Origin of the sequence: Pseudomonas brenneri (genome assembly GCF_007858285.1) — a bacterium.
Lineage (GTDB): Bacteria > Pseudomonadota > Gammaproteobacteria > Pseudomonadales > Pseudomonadaceae > Aquipseudomonas > Aquipseudomonas brenneri.
In genome coordinates, this window is sequence record NZ_VFIL01000003.1 from 586305 (window position 1) to 606451 (window position 20147).

Here is a 20147-nt window from a genome sequence, read left to right on the forward strand (position 1 = left end):
GTGCTGATTTTTATTTGGGACCGAGGATTTTCCCCAACTTATCCGGCGATGGCGCCCCTTGCTGTTGCTGCAATTGCCCCTTGTCATCCAGATAGAAAATCGCCGGCGTGGCCGACAACTCCAACTCTTCCATCAACTTCATATTGGCATCGAGCTTGGCCTGGATCTCGGCAGGGATCTTGGCCAGCGCCTTGAGCTTGCTGGCTTTACCCGCCGACTCATGTTCTTGCAGGGCCTTGGCTGTGTCTTGGCTTGCCAGCAGCGCCGCCGATTTGCCCGGGCTGTCCTCGCGAATGATCCCGACCATGATGTGCCGCAACTGCACCTTGCCCGCTTTTACCCAAGGCCGCGCCTGTTCCCAGAACATGTTGCAGTACGGGCAATTGGGGTCGCTGAACAGGTACACGGTACGTGGCGCATTTTTATCGCCATCCTGGATCCAACTGCTCTGTTCCATCTTGGCCCAGATTTCCTTGGCCATCGGCGCGTAGACCAGTTTTTCCAGGGGCGCGGTGCTCAGGTCATTGCCTTTGGCGTCGTACAGATTGCCGGCGAGCACGTGCTGGCCGTCGGCGGTCAGGTACAGGGCCATGCCACGGTTCTGGTACTGCGCGGCATAGCCCTTGAGCCCACCCGGTGCGTCGAAGCTGCCGATGATCTTGGCGCCCTTGGCTTCGATCTGTTTGATCGGCGCCGGCCATTCTTCGGCATGGGCGAGGGTCGCTGCCAGGGTCAGGGGCAGCAGGGTTAGCAGGTGGCGGAGGCGGGGCATAGGGTTTTCCTTGTTGTGGCCGGCTGGGCGGCGGTCGAGTCCGTGGGGTCGAAAGATTCCATGGCGCGGGCCAGGCTGGCCTGGGACAGTTCGCCGAGGTGGCTGTTGATCAGGCGACCGTCGGCTTGGTAGAACAGCGTGGTGGGCAAGGCCATGGAGCCCACGGCCTGGCCGAGGCGGCCGCTGGCGTCGAACAGGACGTTGTCCAGGTTCAGGCCCTGGGTCGCCAGGTAGGTGCTGACGCTTTGCATGCTTTCGGCCTGGTTGACGAACAGGAAGGTCACATCAGGCCGTTGTTTCTGGGCGTTTTCCAGCACCGGCATTTCTCGTCGGCACGGCGGGCACCAGGTGGCCCACAGGTTGATCACCAACGGGCCGCCCTGGTAGTCGGCCAGTTGCACGGTTTCGCCATCGGCATTGCGCAAGGCGATGTCCGGCAGGCGCGTGCCTCGCTCGAAGATGTTCAGGGACAAACTGGCCAGTGCCCAGAAAGCCAGGCCGGTGATCACGCCTGCACTCAACGGCTTGCGCAGGGCCGGGCGACGCCAGCCCCACAGGACGGCGCCAAGCAGCAGGGCAATGACGCCAGGCCAGGCGAGAAAACCGCCGTCGCGCAGGTCGACGATTTGCAGTGGATCGTCACGGTAATAGGCCCAATACATCAGCACAAAGCTGATCCGCGCACTGAGCATGCCCAGCAGGAACAGGCTGAACAGCACTGACTCCGGGTTCTCGCCGCCGCGCTTGGCCACGCGCCAACCCACCAGTGTGGCGAGGATCAGCGCACTGATCAGCAGCAGGTGGTTCAAGGCGATGGCGAAGGTGCCGATGGTCAAGGTCAGCATCAGAGTGCATCCCGGGTCTGGGTCCAGCGTTGCAGGAAGGCTTGCGCATTCACTTCGCCGGTGATGCGTTGGGCGCGGCGCTCTTCACCGTCGGGGCCAATCCATACGAAGCTCGGTGGGCCGGGGACTTTGTAGCGGCCCAGCAGTTCACGGCTGGCGGCGTTGTCGGCAGTGACGTCCAGGCGCAACAGGCGCACGTTCTTCAGTGCATCCATCACTTCGGGTTTGCCGAATACCTGTTTTTCCATGATCTTGCACGACACACACCAGTCGGCGTAGTAGTCCAGCAGCACCCATTGGCCCTGGGCCTTGGCGCTGTCGAGCTGGGCTTGCAGGGCCAACGGGTCGTTGATCGTGGTGAAGGCATCATGGGCCGTCGGTGCGTTGGCGACTTGCGAGCCGCCGAAGACCTTGAGCGGCTGCCACAGATCATCGCTGCCACCGGCGGCACCGATGACCAGAATGGCACCCCACAGCCCCAGGACCAGGGAACCTGCGCCCAGTACCTTGGCGACCAGCCCGTATTCGCGGGCCAGGCTCCAGCCGCAGTAAGCCATGACCAGGGCCAGCACGCCCCACAGGCCAAGCCACAGGCTTTCGTCGACCACCGGGCGAATCATCAACACGGCGGTCGCAAGGAACAGGAAGCCGAAGACGCCCTTGAGCACATTCATCCAGTTGCCAGGCTTGGGCAGGAAGCGATTGCCCACGGTCACCAACAGCAGCAATGGCACACCGATACCGATGCCCATGGCAAACAGGATCAGGCCGCCGTGCAGGGCATTACCGCTTTGCGCGATGTACAGCAGGGCGCCGGCCAGGGGCGCGGTCATGCACGGGCCCACCAACAGGCCGGACAAGGCCCCGAGCACACCGGCGCCGAGCAGGCTGCCACCGCTTTGCTGGCGAGTGGCGTTGTCTAGGCGGTCGCGCAGGAAGGCCGGCAATTGCAGCTCGAAGAAACCGAACATCGGCAGGGCCAGGATCACAAACAGCGCGGCGAAGCTGCCGAGGATCCACGGCGTTTGCAGCAGTGCAGCCAGGTTGCTGCCCGCCAGCGCGGCCAGCACGCCGAGCGCGGCATACACCAGCGCCATGCACACCACATAGCTGGTGGCCATGGCAAAACCACGGCGTGGGCTGGCACCGCTGCCTACCACCAGGCCGGCGAGGATCGGCAGCATCGGCAGCGAACAAGGGGCAAATGCCAGCAACAGGCCGAGGCCGAAAAACACCAGCAGGCTCCAGCCCAGGCTGCGTTGTTGCAGGCCGCTGGCCAGGCTCTCATCCTGGGCCTCGGCGGTGGCGGCAACCGCCGGGTTGCCGCCCAGGTCAACGGTGAGCGATTGCGGTGGGTAGCACAGGCCGGCATCGGCGCAGCCCTGCCAGCCCAGCTTGACCTGGCCGGTGGCGCCGGCTGGCAGCTTCACTTCCAGGCCCTGGCGGTACACTTGTTGCTCGCCAAAGAACTCGTCGCTATGGGCTTCGCCCTGCGGCAGCACCGGCTGCTGGGCCAGGCCGTCGAACTTCATGCGTTGCTGGTACAGGTAATAACCATCGGCAATCTGCCAATACAGTTGGGTTTCACCCGAAGCCAGGCGCTCAGAGGTAAAGGTGAAGGCTTTGCCCACCGGAAGGAATTGGGCTTTGGTCTCGAAAGGATTGCTGCCAGGCGTGGCCTGGGCCAATCCGGTGAACACTATCAGCAGGAAGATAAACAGATGCCGCATGGTCAAGCCTTAGTTCGATGCAAGTGGGGCACACAATGTGTGGTGCTGATTAACCGATGATTAACCGGGCTATTCTAGAGTGTAGGGATTATCGGGGCGCGCATCTTTTCACGGCATAATGCGTACTTAATCCGTCCTCCTTTAAATCAACCTTTTTGCACAGGGTTCACCATGCACGTACTGGTCTGTGAAGACGATGACCTGATTGCCAGTGGCATTGTTGCCGGCCTCGGCGCCCAGGGCTTTACGGTCGAGCGCGTGGGCACGGCCGCAGCCGCCCGGGCGATGCTCAAGGCGGCGCAGTTCGACATCATGGTGCTGGACCTCGGCCTGCCGGATGAAGACGGCCTCAAACTGCTGCAGCAGCAGCGCAGTGCGGGCCTGGAAATCCCGGTGTTGATCCTCACTGCCCGGGATTCGGTGACCAACCGGGTCGACGGCCTGCAAGCCGGCGCCGACGATTACTTGCTCAAGCCCTTTGACCTGCGCGAGTTGGCCGCCCGCCTGCAAACCCTGTTGCGCCGGGTGGCCGGACGCAGCGTCGACCTGATCGAGCATGGCCGCTTGACCTACAGCCCCAGCAGCCGCGAAACCTTGTTGGGCGGCAAACCGGTAGACCTGTCCCGTCGCGAGCAAGCCCTGTTGCAGGCACTGCTGCACAACCGTGGCCGGGTGCTGTCCAGTGAGCAACTCAAGGACAGCGTCTATGGTTTCAACGATGAGCTGGAAAGCAATGCCCTGAACGTGCACATCCACCACCTGCGTCGCAAGTTGGGCAATGGCATCGTCGAAACGGTGCGCGGCCTGGGTTACCGCCTGGGCCCGGCGGACGCCGGAGAGGACGCCTCGTGACGAGCCTGCGCCTGCGCCTGACCTTCAAGCTGGGCGCCGCTTTTGTGCTGATCTGGGTGCTGGCGGCGGCCTGGATGCTCAACGACCTGCGTAACCAGATGATGTTTTCCCTGGACCAGCGGCTGGTGGCGTCGGCGCGCATGGTGGCCGGGCTGATGGAACAGATGCCGGGCCTGGCGAGCGTGGGCGAGGGCAAGCGCTTTGGCGCCGAACAACTGAATGTACCGGGCGGCATGGCGTGCCAGGTCAGTTCGTTGCGCGGTGAAATCCTCGCCCGCAGTCACACCACCCCGGACCAGGGGCTGGAGTCCCGGCAAAGCGGCTTTCGCGACCAGATCATTGACGGTGCTGCCTGGCGCAGTTTTACCCTGGCGCGGGGCGATTTGTTCATCACCACGGCAGACCGCCAGGTGGAGCGCGAGGCGCTGAACATGTCGATCCTGCTGGCGGCTTCGGTGCCGGTGGGCGTGGCCCTGCTGGGCTGCCTGTGCCTGTTGTGGCTGGGGATCGGCCAGAGCCTGGTGCCGCTCAATCGCATGCGCGATGCCTTGATGCGCCGCAGTGCTGATTCCCTTGAACCGTTGCAGATTCATCCGTTGCCCAGCGAACTCAAACCGCTGCTCGACACCCAGAACCAGCTGCTGCAACGCATCGCCAAGACCATCGAGCGTGAGCGTCGCCTGACCGGTGATGCGGCCCACGAATTGCGTAGCCCGCTCACGGCGATCAAGACCCATCTGCAAGTGGCGCGCATGACCGACGGTGCTGCCCGCGATCAATCCCTGGCCCATGCCGAGGAGGGCGCCGACCGCCTGCATCGCACCCTTGAGCAACTGCTGCTGCTGGCGCGGGTCGAAGGTAGCCTGTCGTTTGATGACGGCTTGCAGTCCAGTGCCGAACAAGTGGCACGCCTGGCGATCCAGGACGCCAACGCTGGGGATAATCGGCGGATCGACCTGATCCTGCCGGACAACCTGCCCCAGGACCCGGTGGAAATGCCCGTGGGCCTGGCGGTTGCCGCCTTGCGCAATCTGCTGGATAACGCCCTGCGCCACACCCCGCACGATACGCGGGTGGAATTGAGCGTGTTCACCCTGGGCAATCAAGTGGTGTTCCGCGTGCGTGACCACGGTGCGCCGATCTCCAGTGAAGACCTGCAACACCTGACCCAGCGTTTCTGGCGCAATGGCAACAGCGGCGGGTGTGGCCTGGGCCTGGCCATCGTGCAGGCGATTGTCCAGCGTTGTTCCTGTTCTTTGACTTTCGACAGCCAGGCTGATGGCCTGCGGGTCGACCTGGGCATGCCGTTACGGCGTTGATCCTTCCTGCATACACATAACTACCGCCATCCTCAGGCCCGACGCTTCAGGATGGCGTTAATTTTTGTGTTTGCAGGTTTGCCGGCTGAATGACTCAGCCTGTATTGAAAAGGACAGCACCTATGTTGGTCATCGACTCCACTTACCCCGCCAAAGACTTTAATCAGCGCAATGGCGAAGCCGTGCGCCAGTTGGTGGTGCATTACACCGCCGCGCCCTTTGCCTCCTCCCTGCGCACCCTGACCCAGCAGGGTGTCAGTGCCCATTACCTGTTGCCCGACCCCCGTGAGGCGGGTTATCGGGACGCCGGCTACGACGAGTTGAGGGTGTTCCAGTTGGTGGATGAACGCCAGCGTGCCTGGCATGCGGGAGCCAGTCATTGGGCGGGGCGCGATAACGTCAACAGCCATTCCATCGGCATCGAGATCGTCAACCTGGCCCGTGAGGATGCTGGTGTCTTTACCTTCCCGCCCTATGATCCGGAGCAAGTCGAGGTGTTGATCGCGCTGCTTCACGACATTTGCACCCGTCATCCGCAGATAGGCGCTACTGATATCGTCGGCCATTCGGATGTTGCGTTCTGGCGCAAAAGTGACCCTGGGCCACAGTTGCCCTGGCCCGCCTTGTTCGCGGCGGGTCTCGGCGCCTGGTTCGATGAGGCCGCCAAGAATGCCTTTGTGCGGCGTTTTCGCATGGGCTTGCCGCAGGAGGTGGAGGTCGAGCGGGCCTTCCAGCGCTACGGTTATGCTCCGGCGAAAAACCGCCAGGCGTTCCAGCAGCGGGTGCGTGCCTTCCAGATGCACTTTCGGCCCACCGATTATCGTGGGCAACTGGATATCGAGACCTGCGCGATTCTTTATGCGCTGAATGAAAAGTACACCAGTGCCGGCGAGTGACCGGTCATTTGCCGGTTTTTCATCGAGCCGGGTGTAAATCCTCGCGCCGCTGAAGCGTTTCCAGAACAGGAAATCCGTGCGCACGCCCTTTGGGGGCCAGACGTCAACGGGTTGGCAGTTTGGTCACCATCATCAGCGTATTGAGGGATCTTGAGATGTCAGTCGCTACCAGTCGCATTGAGGATTCGCTGGCGTCGGCCAGCCCGACTCCAGCAGAAATGCTTTACCAGTTCGATGAATCACCGCTGCTGGCCCGCCAGCGCCAGCAGGAATCTAATGCGCGCAGCTACCCCCGGCGCATCCCCCTGGCGCTCAAGCGGGCCAAGGGTATTTATGTCGAGGACGTTGAAGGCCGCAGCTTTATCGACTGTCTGGCCGGGGCCGGTACATTGGCGCTGGGGCATAACCACCCGGTGGTGATCGAGGCGATCCAGCAGGTGCTGCTGGACGAGTTGCCCCTGCATACCCTGGACTTGACCACGCCGGTCAAGGATCAGTTTGTGCAAGACCTGTTCGGCCTGTTGCCGACGGAGCTGGCCCGGGAAGCGAAGATCCAGTTTTGCGGCCCCACCGGCACCGATGCGGTGGAAGCCGCGCTGAAACTGGTGCGTACCGCTACAGGGCGTAGCACGGTGTTATCGTTCCAGGGCGGCTATCACGGCATGAGCCAGGGCGCGTTGAGCCTGATGGGCAGCCTGGGGCCGAAAAAGCCGTTGGGCGCCTTGCTGGCCAATGGCGTGCAATTTTTGCCATTCCCCTATGACTACCGCTGCCCGTTCGGCCTGGGGGGGGCAGAAGGGGTCAAGGTCAACCTGCATTACCTGGAAAACCTGCTCAATGACCCGGAGGCGGGCGTGTTGCTGCCGGCGGCGGTGATCGTCGAAGTGGTGCAGGGCGAGGGCGGCGTGATTCCGGCCGACCTCGACTGGCTGCGCGGCCTGCGGCGGATTACCGAGCAGGCGGGCGTGGCGCTGATTGTCGATGAGATCCAGAGCGGTTTCGGTCGCACCGGCAAGATGTTTGCCTTTGAACATGCCGGCATTGTTCCGGATGTGGTGGTGTTGTCCAAAGCCATTGGCGGCAGTTTACCGCTGGCAGTAGTGGTGTACCGCGAGTGGCTCGACACCTGGTTGCCGGGCGCCCATGCCGGCACCTTCCGTGGCAATCAGATGGCCATGGCGGCGGGTTCGGCAGTGATGCGCTATCTCAAGGAACACAAGGTTGCCGATCACGCGGCGGCCATGGGGGAGCGCCTGGCCGAACACCTGCGCATTCTGCAACGGGACTTCCCGCACCTGGGGGATATTCGCGGACGCGGTCTGATGCTCGGGGTGGAGTTGGTCAACCCGAGCGGCACGCCCGACGTCCAGGGCCACCCGCCGGTCCATCGGCAATTGGCGCCGCTGGTACAGCGCGAATGCCTCAAGCGCGGGTTGATCCTGGAATTGGGCGGGCGTCATGGCAGTGTGGTGCGTTTCCTGCCCCCTTTGGTCATCACCGCCGCAGAAATCGACCGGGTAGCAGAGATCTTCGGGCGGGCGTTGGCGGCGGCAGTGGCCAGCCTCTAATTTTCCTGCACCGCTATACGTTCCTACATACATCAGCCACGCGCAGTGCGTGGCAGCCTCTAAGTGACGGAGAACCGCAATGACCTCAGTATTTGACCGCGAAGACATCCTGTTCCAGGTAGTGGTCAACCATGAAGAACAGTATTCCATCTGGCCCGACTACAAGGCTGTACCAGAAGGCTGGCGCACCGTGGGTAAAAGCGGGATGAAGAAAGAGTGCCTGGCCTACATCGAAGAAGTGTGGACTGATATGCGCCCGCTGAGTCTGCGCCAGAAGATGGATGCGCAGGTAGTTGCTGGCTGAACGCAAACAAATGTGGGAGCGGGCTTGCCCGCGATGGCTGAGTGTCAGTCGATACATTAATTGACTGATACACCGTCATCGCGGGCAAGCCCGCTCCCACATAAGCTCGCACACACACACACATAGGTATTGCGTTGCTTTCAGGGCGCCAATGCCTTGATCACCTGATCCACATTCCCTTCCAACTCCGCCACCGGGTCTGCGCCGTCGGTGCTCAGCACCAGCAGCGTCGATCCCCCCGCGCTGATGGCGGCTTTCACCGCCTCAGCCGGTTGACGATGGTGCAGCACTAGTGCCACGTCGTTGTCCTTCAGGCTGGCCGTCAGTGTTTGCAACGCCTCGGCGGACCATTCGGTATCCGGCCGTGGGTCGGTGCTGAGCAACTCCAGGTTCAAGCCACTCACCAGATAAGCAAAATGATCGCTCAGGCTGACCACGCTCAGGTTATCGGCCTGGGCCAGGCGTGCCTCGCTGTCGGCAGTGAGCTTGAGCAGGCGTTGCTTGAGGCTGGCCAGGTTGCTGTCGATTTGTGCCTTGGCGCTAGGCGCCAGGCGGCTCAGGTCGGCAGCCATCACATCGGCCATGCGCCCCAGGTTGTTGCTCGATTGCCACGGCTGGCTGTTGAGACCATCGACGGTGCCCGGTTGCAGGGCCACGCCCGGCAAACCGCCGTCTACCGGGCGCGCGGCGTCCACTTCGACAATACGGATATTGCTGCGTCGGGCTACCGGGTACAGCGGGTCATCCGGCCACAGCGAGCGCAGGCCGATCGCGGCATCGGCGTCCAGCGCCAGGGTGTGCAAGGCCGGTGCGCCACGCCCAGTAAAGTACGAAGTCTGGCGCGAGCCCGGCAGGTTGGCCGGTGCCGCGCGTTCAAGCGTGACCTGGGTACCTTTGAGCAGGGTTTCGGCCAGGCCGTAGGTGACGGGCAAGGCCGCCAGGACCTTGACCGGTTTGGCCGATTGGGCGGCGGCCGGCAGTGGTTTGGCAGGGGCGGCTGTCAGCAGCGCAGGGCTGATCAGGCAAGCGATGGCCAGGGCCAGGGGGCGTAGAACAGGGCGCATTATCCGAGATTCCCTTTCAGGCTGGGGACCGTGCCGCGCGCAATGGCGGCCAGGGCGAAGGCGATGCCGGCGACCAGGATGATCGCGGCACCGGACGGGATGGGCAGGTCGAAGATGATCGGCAGCAGAATCCCGCACAGGGTGCTGACCGTGGCAATCACCACCGAGATCCAGAAGAAACCTTTGAGCGACTGGCTCAACAGGCGCGCCGCAGCGGCGGGAATCACCAGCAGGGCACCCACCAGGATCGCCCCGATGACCTTGACTGCCGCCACGGTGATCAGGGTCACGAGGATCACGAACAGGTAGTCCAGGGTCTTCACGGCCACACCACGCACGGCGGCCAGTTGTGGGTTGAAGCTGGCGAGCATGATGCGGTTGTACAGCGGCAGCGCCAGGGCCATCACCAGTGAGCCGACAATCGCCAGCACCAGCAGGTCATTGCCGTTGACGGTCAGCACCGAACCAAACAGCACGTTTTCCAGAATGTGCACGTTGATCTTGCCCGCGAGGATCAGCAGCAGGCTCGCGCCCAGCGCCAGGGACACCGAGAGGAACACGCCGATCAGCGTATCGGGGGCCAGGCCGGTGCGGTTGCGCAGGTAGTTGAGCAGGATGCCGAACAACAGGCAGTAACCGAACAGGCTGCCATAAGGCCCGGTGTAGGGTTCCCCCAGCAGAATGCCCACGGCCACGCCGGTGAGTGCGGCGTGGCCGACGGCTTCGGAGAAGAACGCAAAGCGCTTGACCACCACCAGCGTGCCCAGGCCACCCAGCACCGGGCCGATCAGCAGGCCGGCGAGCAGGGCGTTGACCACAAACCCATAGGCCAGGGCTTCCGGCAGATAGCCGGATGAAGCCCAGCCCTGGACCATCAAGCGAAAGGCTTCGTAGCTCATTGGGCTGTGCTCCGTGGATGGGTGGAAAACAGCGTCAGCAGGCGCTCCGGGGTCAGTGCTTGCTTGGGCGTGGCGTCGAACAGCACGCGGCGGTTCAGGCCGGTGACGCGGTCGGCCAGGCGACCGACGGCCTCCAGGTCGTGTTCGATCCACAGCACGGTGATCCCGGCCTGGCGCCAGTCGCTCAGCAGGCGTTCGAATACCTGGATCCCGGCTTCGTCGAGGGCCGACATCGGTTCATCGAGGACCAGCAGTTGCGGCGCCGGGATCAAGCCCTGGGCCAGCAACACACGCTGGCGCTCGCCGCCGGACAGCGCTCCCATGCGGCGTTTGCGCTTGTCTTGCATGCCCACGCGCTCCAGTGCCTCGCCAATCGCGCCGGCGTAATGCCGGGACAGCCCAAGAAATGCCGGGCGTCGCTGGCACATGGCGGCCATGAAGTCGTCGACGGTCATCGGCAAGCCGCGGTCGAACTCCAGGGCCTGGGGTACGTAGCCGATGGTGCCTGTGGCGCCGGGCCAGTGCAGGCTCAGTTGGCCCTGGTGCGGGGTCTGCCCCAGCAGGGTCTTGATCAACGAACTCTTACCGCCACCATTGGGGCCGACCAGGGCGTGGATACTGCCCGGTTGCACCTGGAAACTCACGTTGTCGAGGATCGCGGTACGGCCCAGGGTCAGCGAGACGTTGTCGAATTCGATCGTCGGGCCGATGCTGGCCACATTCAGGTGTTCAGCCGCCGTCATGCCCCCGACTCCTGGATGGCCCGGACCACGGTATTAAGGTTGCCGGTCATTTCCACTTCGTACTTCTCGGCGCTGTATTCACCGTAGGAAATATGCGACAGAGGGTACAGCTTGACCCCCGACTCACGCTGGATGGTGTCAACGTAAGAGGACGGGAAGTCCATCTCCGAGAAGATCACCTTCACGTCCAGTTCGCGCAGTTGGTCGATGGTCTTCTTCAGTTGGCTCGGGCTTGGCTCGATGCCATGGGCCGGTTCCACCACGGCGGTCACTTCCAGGCCGAACTCGCGCAGCAGGTAGTCGTAGGCGGCGTGCACCGTGGCCACGCGCAGGTCGGCGTTGGGCGCGCTGGTGAGCTTGGCCAGGGCATCGGCGCGCATCTGGCGCAGGCGCTTGCCATAGGCACGGGCGTTCTGGGTGTAGGTCTTGGCGTTGTCCGGGTCGAGCTTACCCAGCTCCCGGGCGATGTTGTTGACCTGGGCAATGGATGCGCTGATGGACAGGAAGGTGTGCGGGTTGACCACTTTGCCAGCGCCACGGGCCGCATTGCCGGTGGCGGCCAGCAGCGGCACGTTGGCGTTGGCCTCGATCACCGGGATGTCCGGGCGCTCGCTGGTGGCGATCATGCGGTCGGCGAAGTCATCATGGCCGACGCCATTGAGCACAATCACGTCCAGGCTGCCGATGCGCTTGATATCTTCGGCGCGCGGCTCGTAGGCATGGGGGTTGAAGCCGGCCGGAATCAGCGGCACCACCTCGGCCTTGTCGCCGACGATATTGGCTACATAGCTGTAGTAGGGGTGCAGGGTGATACCGATACGCAGGCGCTTGGCCGCCTCGGCATTGGCCAGGGGTGTCAGCAAGACGCTGAACAGGCCCACCAGCAGCAGGCGGAGCAAGGGAGATGACATAGACATGGGCAATCGATCTTCTCTCGGAAACAGCGTGAATTCAGTGGCGATGCTGGCGGGTGACACCAGCGTCGAATTGCGCAACGACCTGCTGCCAGCCAGCGGCGATCAGCCCCTGGTCGCTAAGGTCGGTCGGGGCGGCCAGGTTGGCGCTGCGGTTGAGCCAGATATCCGGCTCGGCACCGCTCACGCGCATCAGCAGCGAACCGCTGGTTTTGTTGGCCTGGCTCAAGCCCAGGTACGCCGAAGGCGCCAGCAACTGCCAGCGGTGGTCGCCACGGCTGACCGAACTGGCGTCCTGGGCGAACGGCGCGAAGCCTTCTTCGGCCAGTTGCGCGGGCGTTGGCAGGGCGCTCTGCTCCTGCTGGAGCAACTGGATTTCATCCAGGGTCACCCGCAGGTCGGCATAGATGCCTTGCTCGGCGGCGCTCAAGTCGCGACGGGCGTCCAACTGGTGGCTGGACACCGCCTCGACTGCCTGGGTTTCACCGTGCAGGGACACCACCGTGCCGGCGACGGCCAGGATGATCAGGCACAGCAGCAGGACATAGAGGGTTTCGTGGCCGGCGCCGGCAGGCCGGACGACCTGGGTGGTGCCTGGGGTTACGCTGCTCATTGGGCCTGGATATCCGCTTGGTCGATCTCGACAACGTGACCGGGACCTGCGTCAAACAGCACATAGAACTCGGCGGAAGGTTTCTTGAAGGTCAACGTAGAGTCTGCGCCCAGCTTACCGGGGACCAGGATGGTCTCGTCGTAGCCGATCACATCCAGGGTCACGCCGGGCGCGCCGCTGCCGTCGGAGAAACCGCCGGTGCACTGGATCTGCTCGCCGGGGATTTCCTTGCATTCGCACATCGGGTTGTGGGCCAGGGCTTGGGTGCTTGCGCCGGCGCAGAGGATCAGCACGGCGCAGGCGCGTGTCAGGCGAATCAAAGTCATGGTTTAACTCCTTGCTGGGTCAACCAGGCGACGGTGGCAGGCGAAGCCTGGCTCAAGGGAATGGAGGCCTGTTGCATGCTGCCGTCCCAGCCTTCCATGGTGATCCACAGTTCGGCGTCGGGCGATGTGCGTTCAGGAACCGGCAGGGCGGCGCCCATGCGGTATGGGGTGCCGAAGAAAATCACCCCGGCGGCGCGCAGGCTACGGGGTTTGCCGATACGCAGGTAAGTGGCCTTGACCTGCTTGACGCACTCTTTGCACAGCGCGGCATTGAAGGATTTCATCGGGCCTGCCGGGTCCGGGCGCGGGGCTTCGTTGCGCAGTTCGGCCAGTGTCAGGCTCCACGGGCCGACCTGCACCTCGCCCACTTCACGTTCGCCCAGGCCGCTGTCGCCGCGAAACAGTGCGGCATCGGCAAAGTATTTGGGCATGAAGCCCAGAGGCACCAGCAACAGCAGGACATTGATATGAAAACGCCATTTGTGCCAAAAGGCCCGCAGCGGCGAGGGTGGTTGCACGGTAGTGGCCTTGTTCATCGTATGCCCTCCGGGGTTTCAGTCTGCAGGGCTGGCGTGGCTTGAGAGTGCTCGGCCTGGCGTTGTGCCTTGTTGTTGCGTTTGAAAGCATGCAGCGTCGCCAGCGCGGTGCGTTTGCTCCAGATCAACAGCCCGCTGAGGACCATCATGCTCAGCAACAGGCCGAAAAACGCCCAGATCAGCTTGATCCACAGGCCGCCAAAGTCGCCGGTGTGCAGTGGGCGCATGGACTCGGTGACGAACTCCAGGGCCGAGCGGTCTGACAGCAGGTGCGAGGAGGCGATTTCACCGTTGTAGGGGTTGATCTCGGCGGTCTGGAACATCAGCGGGTACCAGCCACGTCCACCAATGCTCAGGTGGCTGTAGGCGGTACTTGGCAGGGTGATGAAGGTGGTTTCCAGCCCGGGAATACGCTCGGTGGCAATACGAATCGCTTCGTCGATGGGCATCATGGGGGCCGGTACGCCAGGGTCAGACATCGGCACCTTGTCCCGGCTGATCACCGGCACAATTGGCGCTGTGGAAATAGTGATCTGGTTATCCGACAGTGTCGCTTCGATCAGGAACCAGGTGCCGGTAATGGAGATGACGGCGATAAACCAGATCGACCAGATCCCGCTCAGGCGATGAAAGTCGCCCCAGAAGATCCGCGCGCCATGCTTGAAACGCAGGGTGGGTTTGAAAAAGCCTTTCCAGAAACGTTTGTAGACCACCAGGCCCGTGACCAGCGACGCCAGCATCGGCAAGCCGAGAAACGACACCAGATACCAGCCCCAGCTGTAGCCATTGGTGAAGGGCACCAGCCACCACCCATGCAAGGCGCGGGTGAACTGCTCGAAGTTGAACGATGGGCTGATGCCCTGGATCACTCCGGTGTAGGGGTTGACGTAGACCGTCACGGCGCGCCCGTCGGGGTAGGTGACCCGGGCCATCAGTGCAAAGTGGGACTCGTCGTGACGGATCAGGTCGGTGACGATCAGGTCCGGTTCGGCGCGGTTCATCGCCTTGATGATCTGGTCATAGCTCAATAGCTCGGTGTCATCAGCGGGCTTGTCGGCACGGATATCCGGGTTGGCCAGCCAGACGATTTCCTGGCTGACCACCGCCAGGGTCCCAGTGACGCAGACGATCAGCACAAAGAACCAGATGGGCAATGCCAGCCAGCTGTGGACGAGAAACCAGAGTTTGGAGCGTGACTTCTTCGACATGTCTATGGGGGTCTTGATCGGGAGGGGGCAGAGAAGGCCCGGGAAAGGCCCAGTCGTAGCTTTTGCTTACGCGACGGGCTGTATCTAAGTTAAGACGGATGAGAATCGCAAAACCCTAAGGCGAAAATGAAAGTAAATGTTTCAGATGTGCATTTGCCGGTAGTTCTGCCTGACGTGCACCAAACTGTAGGCGCTGGCTTGCCAGCGATAATCGTCAACGATAACGGGGGCATGCCTGATGCCCCGCGTTGTTCTCGGGTTTTTCGCCGGCAAGCCGGCTCCTACATGTGATCGGGTTCTCATGTTGCAACGTATAGCGGCTATGGGAACAGATCCTTGGCGCGCTGGCGAATCTGTTCCTCGGTCAATTCTTCTATATGGGTGGCGAGGAACCACACATGCCCGAACGGATCCTTCAACGTCCCGGAGCGGTCGCCGTAGAACTGATCCTTGGGTTCGGAAATTACCGTGGCGCCGGCTGCGATGGCTTGTTTGTACTGCGCGTCCACGTCTGTCACATAAAGGTGCAGGCCAACGCTGGTGGGATGGCTGCCAGGACTGCCGAAGGCCATTTCATCGCAGGGTGAGGCCAGCATGATTGGCGAATCACCAATGCGCAGCTCGGCATGGCCAACCTTACCGTCCGGCATGTCCAGGCGCATGATTTGAATGGCACCGAAGGCTTTTTTATAAAACTCGATCGCTTCAGCCGCCTTATCGATACCCAGGTAGGGCGTGATGCTGTGATAGCCCTCGGGAATGGGTTTGACGCTCATTTCGTTCTCCTTGAGGTTGTACAGGGGGCCGGTTTTTCCGGTCTGTTCACTATAGGCCAGGTCTTTCGTGGCCTCTGGGCACCCGACGACTGTCATGTTTGGCTTGGCGTGAGCGCTGCCCCCTGAATATTTGCACAACAGAGGCTTGACCTTGACTTAACTAGAGGTTTTACCCTGCGTGGCATCGGATCGCACGATTGCACCTACAGAGAGAGGGGATTGGTCATGCAGGTATCAGCGAAAAGTCATGGTTTTACCCAAATGATCGAGTTTCAGATCGAGCCCCGGCAGCAGTCCGCGCTGGTGTTGGCGCTGTCTGAGCAGACCGAGCGCCTGGCCCAAGGCCATGAGGGGTTTCTGAGCGCCAGTGTGCAGGTCAGCGAAGATGGGCGGCGGGTGCTCAACTACCTGCAGTGGCAGACCCGCGAAGATGGCGATACGGCGTTCAAGTGCCTGGAGCGTGAGGGCGAGGATTTTTGGACATTGATTCGTGCCCATCAGGCCACGGCCGTGACCTTTGGCTCATTCCAGGTGCTGCGCAGTATCGAGCGCAGCCAGGACAACGCCTTGGCGTGCAACCTATATAGATAGATGCAGCATGCGTTCACCTTGCAGGTTTCCCCCAGGGCGGCGCTTGTTCACCGCCAGTTCACCGATCTTGATCAGGCGCGTACGCGTGACATTGCGGCTCAGGCCCAGCAGGTTGGCGGTATGTACCTGGTTGTAGTGGCTGAAGCGGTAGGCGGCGCGCAGCAACGCGTCCTCGACTTTTTCATGCAAGGCGCCGGCCTGTTCGTCGAACAGCTTCTGGAAGGCGCGCTCCAACAAGGCTTCTGCGCTGTTGTCGATGCAGTGCTGGCTGTCGTCCTGGCGCTCGATGCGCATGTTCGACAGGCGCAGGTCATCGCGCTCGATTACGCCATTGCGGCAAATCAGCAGGGTGTGGTGAATGACGTTTTCCAGTTCACGAATATTGCCCGGCCAACTGTAACCCTTGAGCCTTTGCTCGGCCTCGGGGCTGATGGTGATGGGGCCGTAGCCCAGGCGCTGGCTGTAGGCGTCGATAAAGTGCCGGGTCAGGGGCAGGATATCGCCGGGGCGTTCGCGCAAGGGGCTCAGTTCCAGGCTGACCACGTCCAGGCGGTAATACAGGTCTTCACGGAAATGCCCGGCGTTGATGGCTTTTTCCAGTTGTACATTGGTCGCCGCCAGTACCCGCACGTCAATGGGAATGCTCTTGCGTGACCCCAGGCGCACCACTTCGCGCTCTTGCAGGACGCGCAGCAGCTTGACCTGGATGGCCATGGGCAGATCACCGATCTCATCGAGGAACAAGGTGCCGCCGTCGGCCTCTTCGAACCAGCCGGCCTTGGCACTGAGGGCGCCGGTGAACGCGCCTTTTTCATGACCGAACAACTCTGCCTCCACCAGCGATTCGGAAAACGCCCCGCAGTTCACCGCCACGAAGGGCCGGTTGCGCCGGGCGCTGAGGTTGTGGATGTGGCGGGCCACCAGCTCTTTACCAGTGCCGGTTTCGCCGATGATCAGCACGCTGGCTTCGCTGGGCGCCACTTGCTGGATATGCGCGAGCAGGGCCTGGGATTTCGGGTCCTCGAAGACTTGCGCGGTGGCGCGAATCGACGTGGCGAGGGCGGGCGAGGGCGGTAGGGTCAAAAGCTGCATGGGCACCTCTTAGGAATAGAACGTTGGCGTCGGCAGGGACTGGTTCAAGGCCCAGTCACCCAGTTCGTGGAGTTTGTAGTCCACCGGATCGTGCAGGCTTTGGGTGCGCAGGTTGCGCCAGTGGCGGTCCAGGCGCAGCGAGGCGTGGGTGGAGCGGGCGCCGGTGACTTCAAACAGGCGGCTGCACAGCTCCAGGCCGTTGCGGGTGGCGGCGACCTTGGCCGTGGCGATGGCAATCGCCAGTTGCCCGCGCTCGTCTTCACTCAAGGCAGGGCCCTTGGCCCAGGCCTGGTCCAGCAACTCGGCGGCCCGTTGTACCAGCAGGCGCACGCCTTCCAGCGCGACCCAGAACTCGCCGTAGTGGTTGAGCACATAAGGGTCCTGACGCACATCCTGGACGCTGGATTTATGCCAGGGCCGGGTTTCGGCGAGGGTGTAGTTGCGCGCCTCCTCAAACGCGCCTTCGGCAATGCCGAGGAACATATGGGTGAATGTCAGTTGGGCAATCAATGGACGCAGGCAGGCGAACGGCGTGCTAAGGGGGCCGGGGTCGAGCAACAGCTCTGACTCTTCGACCCGGACGCGTTCAAAGCTGGCGCTGCCACTGTCGGTCTGGCGCTGGCCGATACTGTTCCAATCGTTATGCACGGTAATGCCACTGCGCCCGCTGGGAATGGCGGCGATCAGCAGCTTGCCGCCGGCGCTTTCATCGACGGCCGAGGCGATCAGCATCTGCGAGTCGCTGGCGCCGGAGCAGAAGCTCTTTTTACCGGAAAACTCACGCCAGCCGCCGAAATCCTTGACCACCGTGCGCGTGTCCAGCGGGTTCAGGGCATTGCCCCAGAACCAGTGCTTGCGGGCGGTCTGTTCGAACCAGGGCTGCCATTGCTCCGGGCGGGAAAACAGGCGCACGGTGGCCAACATCAGATGATGGAAGCCGAAGACGTGGGCGATGGAACTGTCGACTTTGGCGAACTCGCGCACGATTTCCAGGGTTTCGCTCCAGCGTGCGCCAAGGCCGCCGTACTGGGTGGGAATGCTCAGGGCCAGCAGGCCACTGTGGCGCAGGGCGTCGCGCTCAGTCTTGGGCGTACCGCCGCGCTCGTCACGCTCCACGGCGCTGAGGGCGAATTCGGCGGCCAGCAGCTTGGCGGTCTGCAAGGGGGTTGGCAGGACGCTATGGGGTTTGGCTGTCACGCGGAGCTCCTCAAAAAACCTAATGCCTGACGCAATCACTGTGGGAGCGGCAAGCCAGCTCCCACATAAAGTTGATATCAGCGTTTTGGCAGTACATCGTTGGCAATCATTTCGCCGAACGGCCCGGTGAGGTTGGTGACGCCACGTCCGGCAAGGCTGGCGTAGGGTTCCGGCAGCAACGGGAACACCAGTTCGGCAAAGCGATAGGCTTCTTCCAGGTGCGGGTAGCCGGAAAAAATGAAGCTCTCGATACCGAGGTCGGCGTACTCCTTGATCCGCTCGGCCACTTGCTGCGGGTTGCCCACCAATGCAGTGCCAGCACCTCCGCGCACCAGGCCGACGCCGGCCCATAGGTTGGGGGCGATTTCCAGGTTGTCGCGCCGCCCATCGTGCAGGGCAGCCATGCGGCGCTGGCCTTCGGAGTCAAAGCGCGAGAAGGATTTTTGCGCGGCGGCGATGGTGTCGTCGCTGATGTGCTCGATCAACCTGGCGGCTGCTTTCCAGGCCTCGTCTTCGGTTTCGCGCACGATCACATGCAGGCGGATCCCGAACTTGACGGTACGGCCATGGCGGGCTGCGCGCTCGCGCACATCGGCGAGTTTTTCCGCGACAGCTGCCGGTGGTTCGCCCCAGGTCAGGTACACGTCCACCTGCTCGGCGGCGAGGTCATGGGCGGCATCGGATGACCCACCGAAGTACAGCGGCGGGTAGGGCTTCTGGACCGGCGGATAGAGGGCCTTGGCGTTTTGCACCTTCAGGTGTTTGCCTTCAAAGTCGACAGATTCGCCCTGCAATACCCGGCGCCAGATCTTGAGGAACTCATCGGTCACCTCATAACGTTCGCTGTGGTCGAGGAAGCTGCCGTCACCGCGGTTTTCATCGGGGTCGCCGCCGGTCACCACGTTGATCAGCAGGCGGCCGTTGGACAGGCGGTCGAGGGTGGCGGCCATGCGCGCGGACACGGTGGGCGAGATGATCCCCGGGCGGATTGCCACTAGGTAGCGCAGGCGCTCGGTCAAGGGCACCAGCGCCGAGGCAATGACCCAGGAGTCTTCGCAGGAGCGGCCTGTGGGAATCAGTACGCCGTGGTAGCCGAGGTTGTCGGCGGCCTGGGCCACTTGTTTCAGGTAGTTGAGGGTGACTGGGCGGGCGCCTTGGGTGGTACCGAGGAAATGGCCGTCGCCATGGGTCGGAAGAAACCAGAAAACATCCATGACAAGTCCTTGAGCGGTGTTCAACAGGGAGTGTTGCCGGATCAACAGTTGTATGGGCAACAGTTGCGGCGTTGGGGGACTGTTATAGAGCGTCTCTTTTATTCCGTAAACGAACTGATTTCTATATTTATATATCTTTAATGAATATGTGGAATTGGCTGATAGCGACTATCACAGAGGATGATTTTTCCCTGCGAAGGGCTGGGAGTAGCCTGTGTTCATTGCCTTGACAGCCCATTCGCAGGACCTTCGCCATGAACCATTCACTCTCTGTTGCCTTGTTGCTGATTGCCTCTTTCCTCGCCGGTTGTGCCGCTCAGCCTGGACCCGAACTGCGCCCGTATACCGCTGAGGAAACCAGGCAGTTGGCGATGGAGGGGCTTAACCGCCGTGGTTTGTCGTTTGACGAATACCAACACAAGAAAGCCGAACTGGCTGCCCAGCCACAGAAACCTTTTGGCTTTGATCGCCAAGGTGAAATGAATGCCGAACGCAGCGTAACGCTGCATGGCCGTCCCAGTTGAAACGATTGGCGGTGTCCCAGGGCCCGAGGTTCCGAGCAGGTACTTCGGGCTTTTTGTTTTCCATCCTTTTCATCGAGCCTGTTAAGCTCAATTTCAGGAGCGTTCCTACGCACTTTTAAATTCTTTAACGGCATCCGATCGGGTTAACCTGACAATCTCTGTAC

The 20147-nt window shown here is 62.2% G+C and carries 22 protein-coding genes; 7 read left to right on the plus strand and 15 right to left on the minus strand.

From position 1 onward, the window contains the following. Positions 1–10: 10 nt before the first annotated feature. The 3 genes from dsbG to dsbD are packed head-to-tail and all read right to left on the minus strand — an operon-like array spanning position 11 to position 3347. The gene (gene dsbG / locus FJD34_RS09295) at positions 11–772 is read right to left on the minus strand and encodes a thiol:disulfide interchange protein DsbG (protein ID WP_032862757.1); all 762 of its coding nucleotides are present in this window, start codon (positions 770–772) and stop codon (positions 11–13) included. Beyond that, positions 748–1617, minus strand: a complete 870-nt coding sequence (locus FJD34_RS09300; RefSeq protein WP_032862756.1) for a TlpA disulfide reductase family protein — start codon at positions 1615–1617, stop codon at positions 748–750. Before FJD34_RS09300 ends, dsbG begins: the two co-directional genes overlap by 25 nt. After that, positions 1617–3347, minus strand: a complete 1731-nt coding sequence (gene dsbD, locus FJD34_RS09305) for a protein-disulfide reductase DsbD (RefSeq protein WP_090291501.1) — start codon at positions 3345–3347, stop codon at positions 1617–1619. Before dsbD ends, FJD34_RS09300 begins: the two co-directional genes overlap by 1 nt. Positions 3348–3518: 171 nt before the next feature. Between dsbD and FJD34_RS09310 the strand changes: the two genes are divergently transcribed. The 5 genes from FJD34_RS09310 (at position 3519) to FJD34_RS09330 (ending at position 8286) form a co-directional block, all read left to right on the plus strand. Beyond that, the gene (locus FJD34_RS09310) at positions 3519–4199 is read left to right on the plus strand and encodes a response regulator (protein ID WP_032862754.1); all 681 of its coding nucleotides are present in this window, start codon (positions 3519–3521) and stop codon (positions 4197–4199) included. Further along, a complete protein-coding gene (locus tag FJD34_RS09315; protein WP_032862753.1) occupies positions 4196–5518 on the plus strand; it encodes an ATP-binding protein in 1323 nt (440 codons plus the stop codon). Before FJD34_RS09310 ends, FJD34_RS09315 begins: the two co-directional genes overlap by 4 nt. A gap of 122 nt (positions 5519–5640) precedes the next feature. Next, positions 5641–6414, plus strand: coding sequence for an N-acetylmuramoyl-L-alanine amidase (locus tag FJD34_RS09320; protein WP_090291499.1), 774 nt, complete (start codon positions 5641–5643; stop codon positions 6412–6414). 155 nt (positions 6415–6569) lie between these two features. Beyond that, positions 6570–7982: an aspartate aminotransferase family protein gene (locus FJD34_RS09325; RefSeq protein WP_032862751.1), complete on the plus strand. Its 1413-nt coding sequence runs from the start codon at positions 6570–6572 to the stop codon at positions 7980–7982. A gap of 79 nt (positions 7983–8061) precedes the next feature. After that, positions 8062–8286 carry an MbtH family protein gene (locus FJD34_RS09330; protein WP_032862749.1) on the plus strand — a complete coding sequence of 75 codons (225 nt, stop codon included), beginning with the start codon at positions 8062–8064 and terminating at the stop codon, positions 8284–8286. A 140-nt stretch (positions 8287–8426) separates the two neighbouring features. Here the strand turns inward: FJD34_RS09330 and FJD34_RS09335 are convergent, their stop codons facing one another. The 9 genes from FJD34_RS09335 to FJD34_RS09375 all read right to left on the minus strand — a co-directional run bounded on the left by FJD34_RS09335 (position 8427) and on the right by FJD34_RS09375 (position 15365). Beyond that, entirely contained in the window at positions 8427–9350 is a 924-nt protein-coding gene (locus FJD34_RS09335; RefSeq protein WP_090291496.1) for a metal ABC transporter solute-binding protein, Zn/Mn family, read from the minus strand. Beyond that, entirely contained in the window at positions 9350–10249 is a 900-nt protein-coding gene (locus FJD34_RS09340) for a metal ABC transporter permease (protein ID WP_029300631.1), read from the minus strand. Before FJD34_RS09340 ends, FJD34_RS09335 begins: the two co-directional genes overlap by 1 nt. Further along, on the minus strand, positions 10246–10992 hold the full coding sequence (locus FJD34_RS09345; protein ID WP_032862745.1) for a metal ABC transporter ATP-binding protein: 747 nt from the start codon (positions 10990–10992) through the stop codon (positions 10246–10248). Before FJD34_RS09345 ends, FJD34_RS09340 begins: the two co-directional genes overlap by 4 nt. Next, on the minus strand, positions 10989–11909 hold the full coding sequence (locus FJD34_RS09350; protein ID WP_032862743.1) for a metal ABC transporter substrate-binding protein: 921 nt from the start codon (positions 11907–11909) through the stop codon (positions 10989–10991). Before FJD34_RS09350 ends, FJD34_RS09345 begins: the two co-directional genes overlap by 4 nt. Positions 11910–11943: 34 nt before the next feature. Further along, complete coding sequence (locus tag FJD34_RS09355) at positions 11944–12519, minus strand: DUF6162 family protein (RefSeq protein WP_032862742.1); 576 nt, start codon at positions 12517–12519, stop codon at positions 11944–11946. Beyond that, positions 12516–12845: a hypothetical protein gene (locus FJD34_RS09360; protein WP_032862741.1), complete on the minus strand. Its 330-nt coding sequence runs from the start codon at positions 12843–12845 to the stop codon at positions 12516–12518. The genes FJD34_RS09355 and FJD34_RS09360 overlap by 4 nt, the downstream gene beginning before the upstream one ends. Then, the gene (locus tag FJD34_RS09365; protein ID WP_032862740.1) at positions 12842–13381 is read right to left on the minus strand and encodes a hypothetical protein; all 540 of its coding nucleotides are present in this window, start codon (positions 13379–13381) and stop codon (positions 12842–12844) included. Before FJD34_RS09365 ends, FJD34_RS09360 begins: the two co-directional genes overlap by 4 nt. Next, positions 13378–14589, minus strand: a complete 1212-nt coding sequence (locus FJD34_RS09370; protein WP_032862738.1) for a PepSY-associated TM helix domain-containing protein — start codon at positions 14587–14589, stop codon at positions 13378–13380. The genes FJD34_RS09365 and FJD34_RS09370 overlap by 4 nt, the downstream gene beginning before the upstream one ends. Before the next feature lie 320 nt (positions 14590–14909). Continuing rightward, a complete protein-coding gene (locus tag FJD34_RS09375) occupies positions 14910–15365 on the minus strand; it encodes a VOC family protein (RefSeq protein ID WP_032862736.1) in 456 nt (151 codons plus the stop codon). A 225-nt stretch (positions 15366–15590) separates the two neighbouring features. Here FJD34_RS09375 and FJD34_RS09380 point away from each other — a divergent pair, with 225 nt between their 5' ends. Continuing rightward, positions 15591–15956, plus strand: a complete 366-nt coding sequence (locus FJD34_RS09380) for an antibiotic biosynthesis monooxygenase (RefSeq protein WP_032862734.1) — start codon at positions 15591–15593, stop codon at positions 15954–15956. On the opposite strand, the gene FJD34_RS09385 is transcribed toward FJD34_RS09380, so the two are convergent. The 3 genes from FJD34_RS09385 to ssuD form a co-directional block, all read right to left on the minus strand. After that, positions 15945–17048: a sigma-54 interaction domain-containing protein gene (locus tag FJD34_RS09385; protein ID WP_065942564.1), complete on the minus strand. Its 1104-nt coding sequence runs from the start codon at positions 17046–17048 to the stop codon at positions 15945–15947. The genes FJD34_RS09380 and FJD34_RS09385 overlap by 12 nt on opposite strands. A gap of 9 nt (positions 17049–17057) precedes the next feature. Then, a complete protein-coding gene (locus tag FJD34_RS09390) occupies positions 17058–18245 on the minus strand; it encodes an acyl-CoA dehydrogenase family protein (RefSeq protein ID WP_090291494.1) in 1188 nt (395 codons plus the stop codon). A gap of 77 nt (positions 18246–18322) precedes the next feature. Then, a complete protein-coding gene (ssuD, locus tag FJD34_RS09395; protein ID WP_032862731.1) occupies positions 18323–19459 on the minus strand; it encodes an FMNH2-dependent alkanesulfonate monooxygenase in 1137 nt (378 codons plus the stop codon). A 254-nt stretch (positions 19460–19713) separates the two neighbouring features. On the opposite strand from ssuD, the gene FJD34_RS09400 reads away from it, so the two are divergent. After that, positions 19714–19983: a hypothetical protein gene (locus FJD34_RS09400; protein ID WP_032862730.1), complete on the plus strand. Its 270-nt coding sequence runs from the start codon at positions 19714–19716 to the stop codon at positions 19981–19983. The last annotated feature ends 164 nt before the right edge of the window (positions 19984–20147 follow it).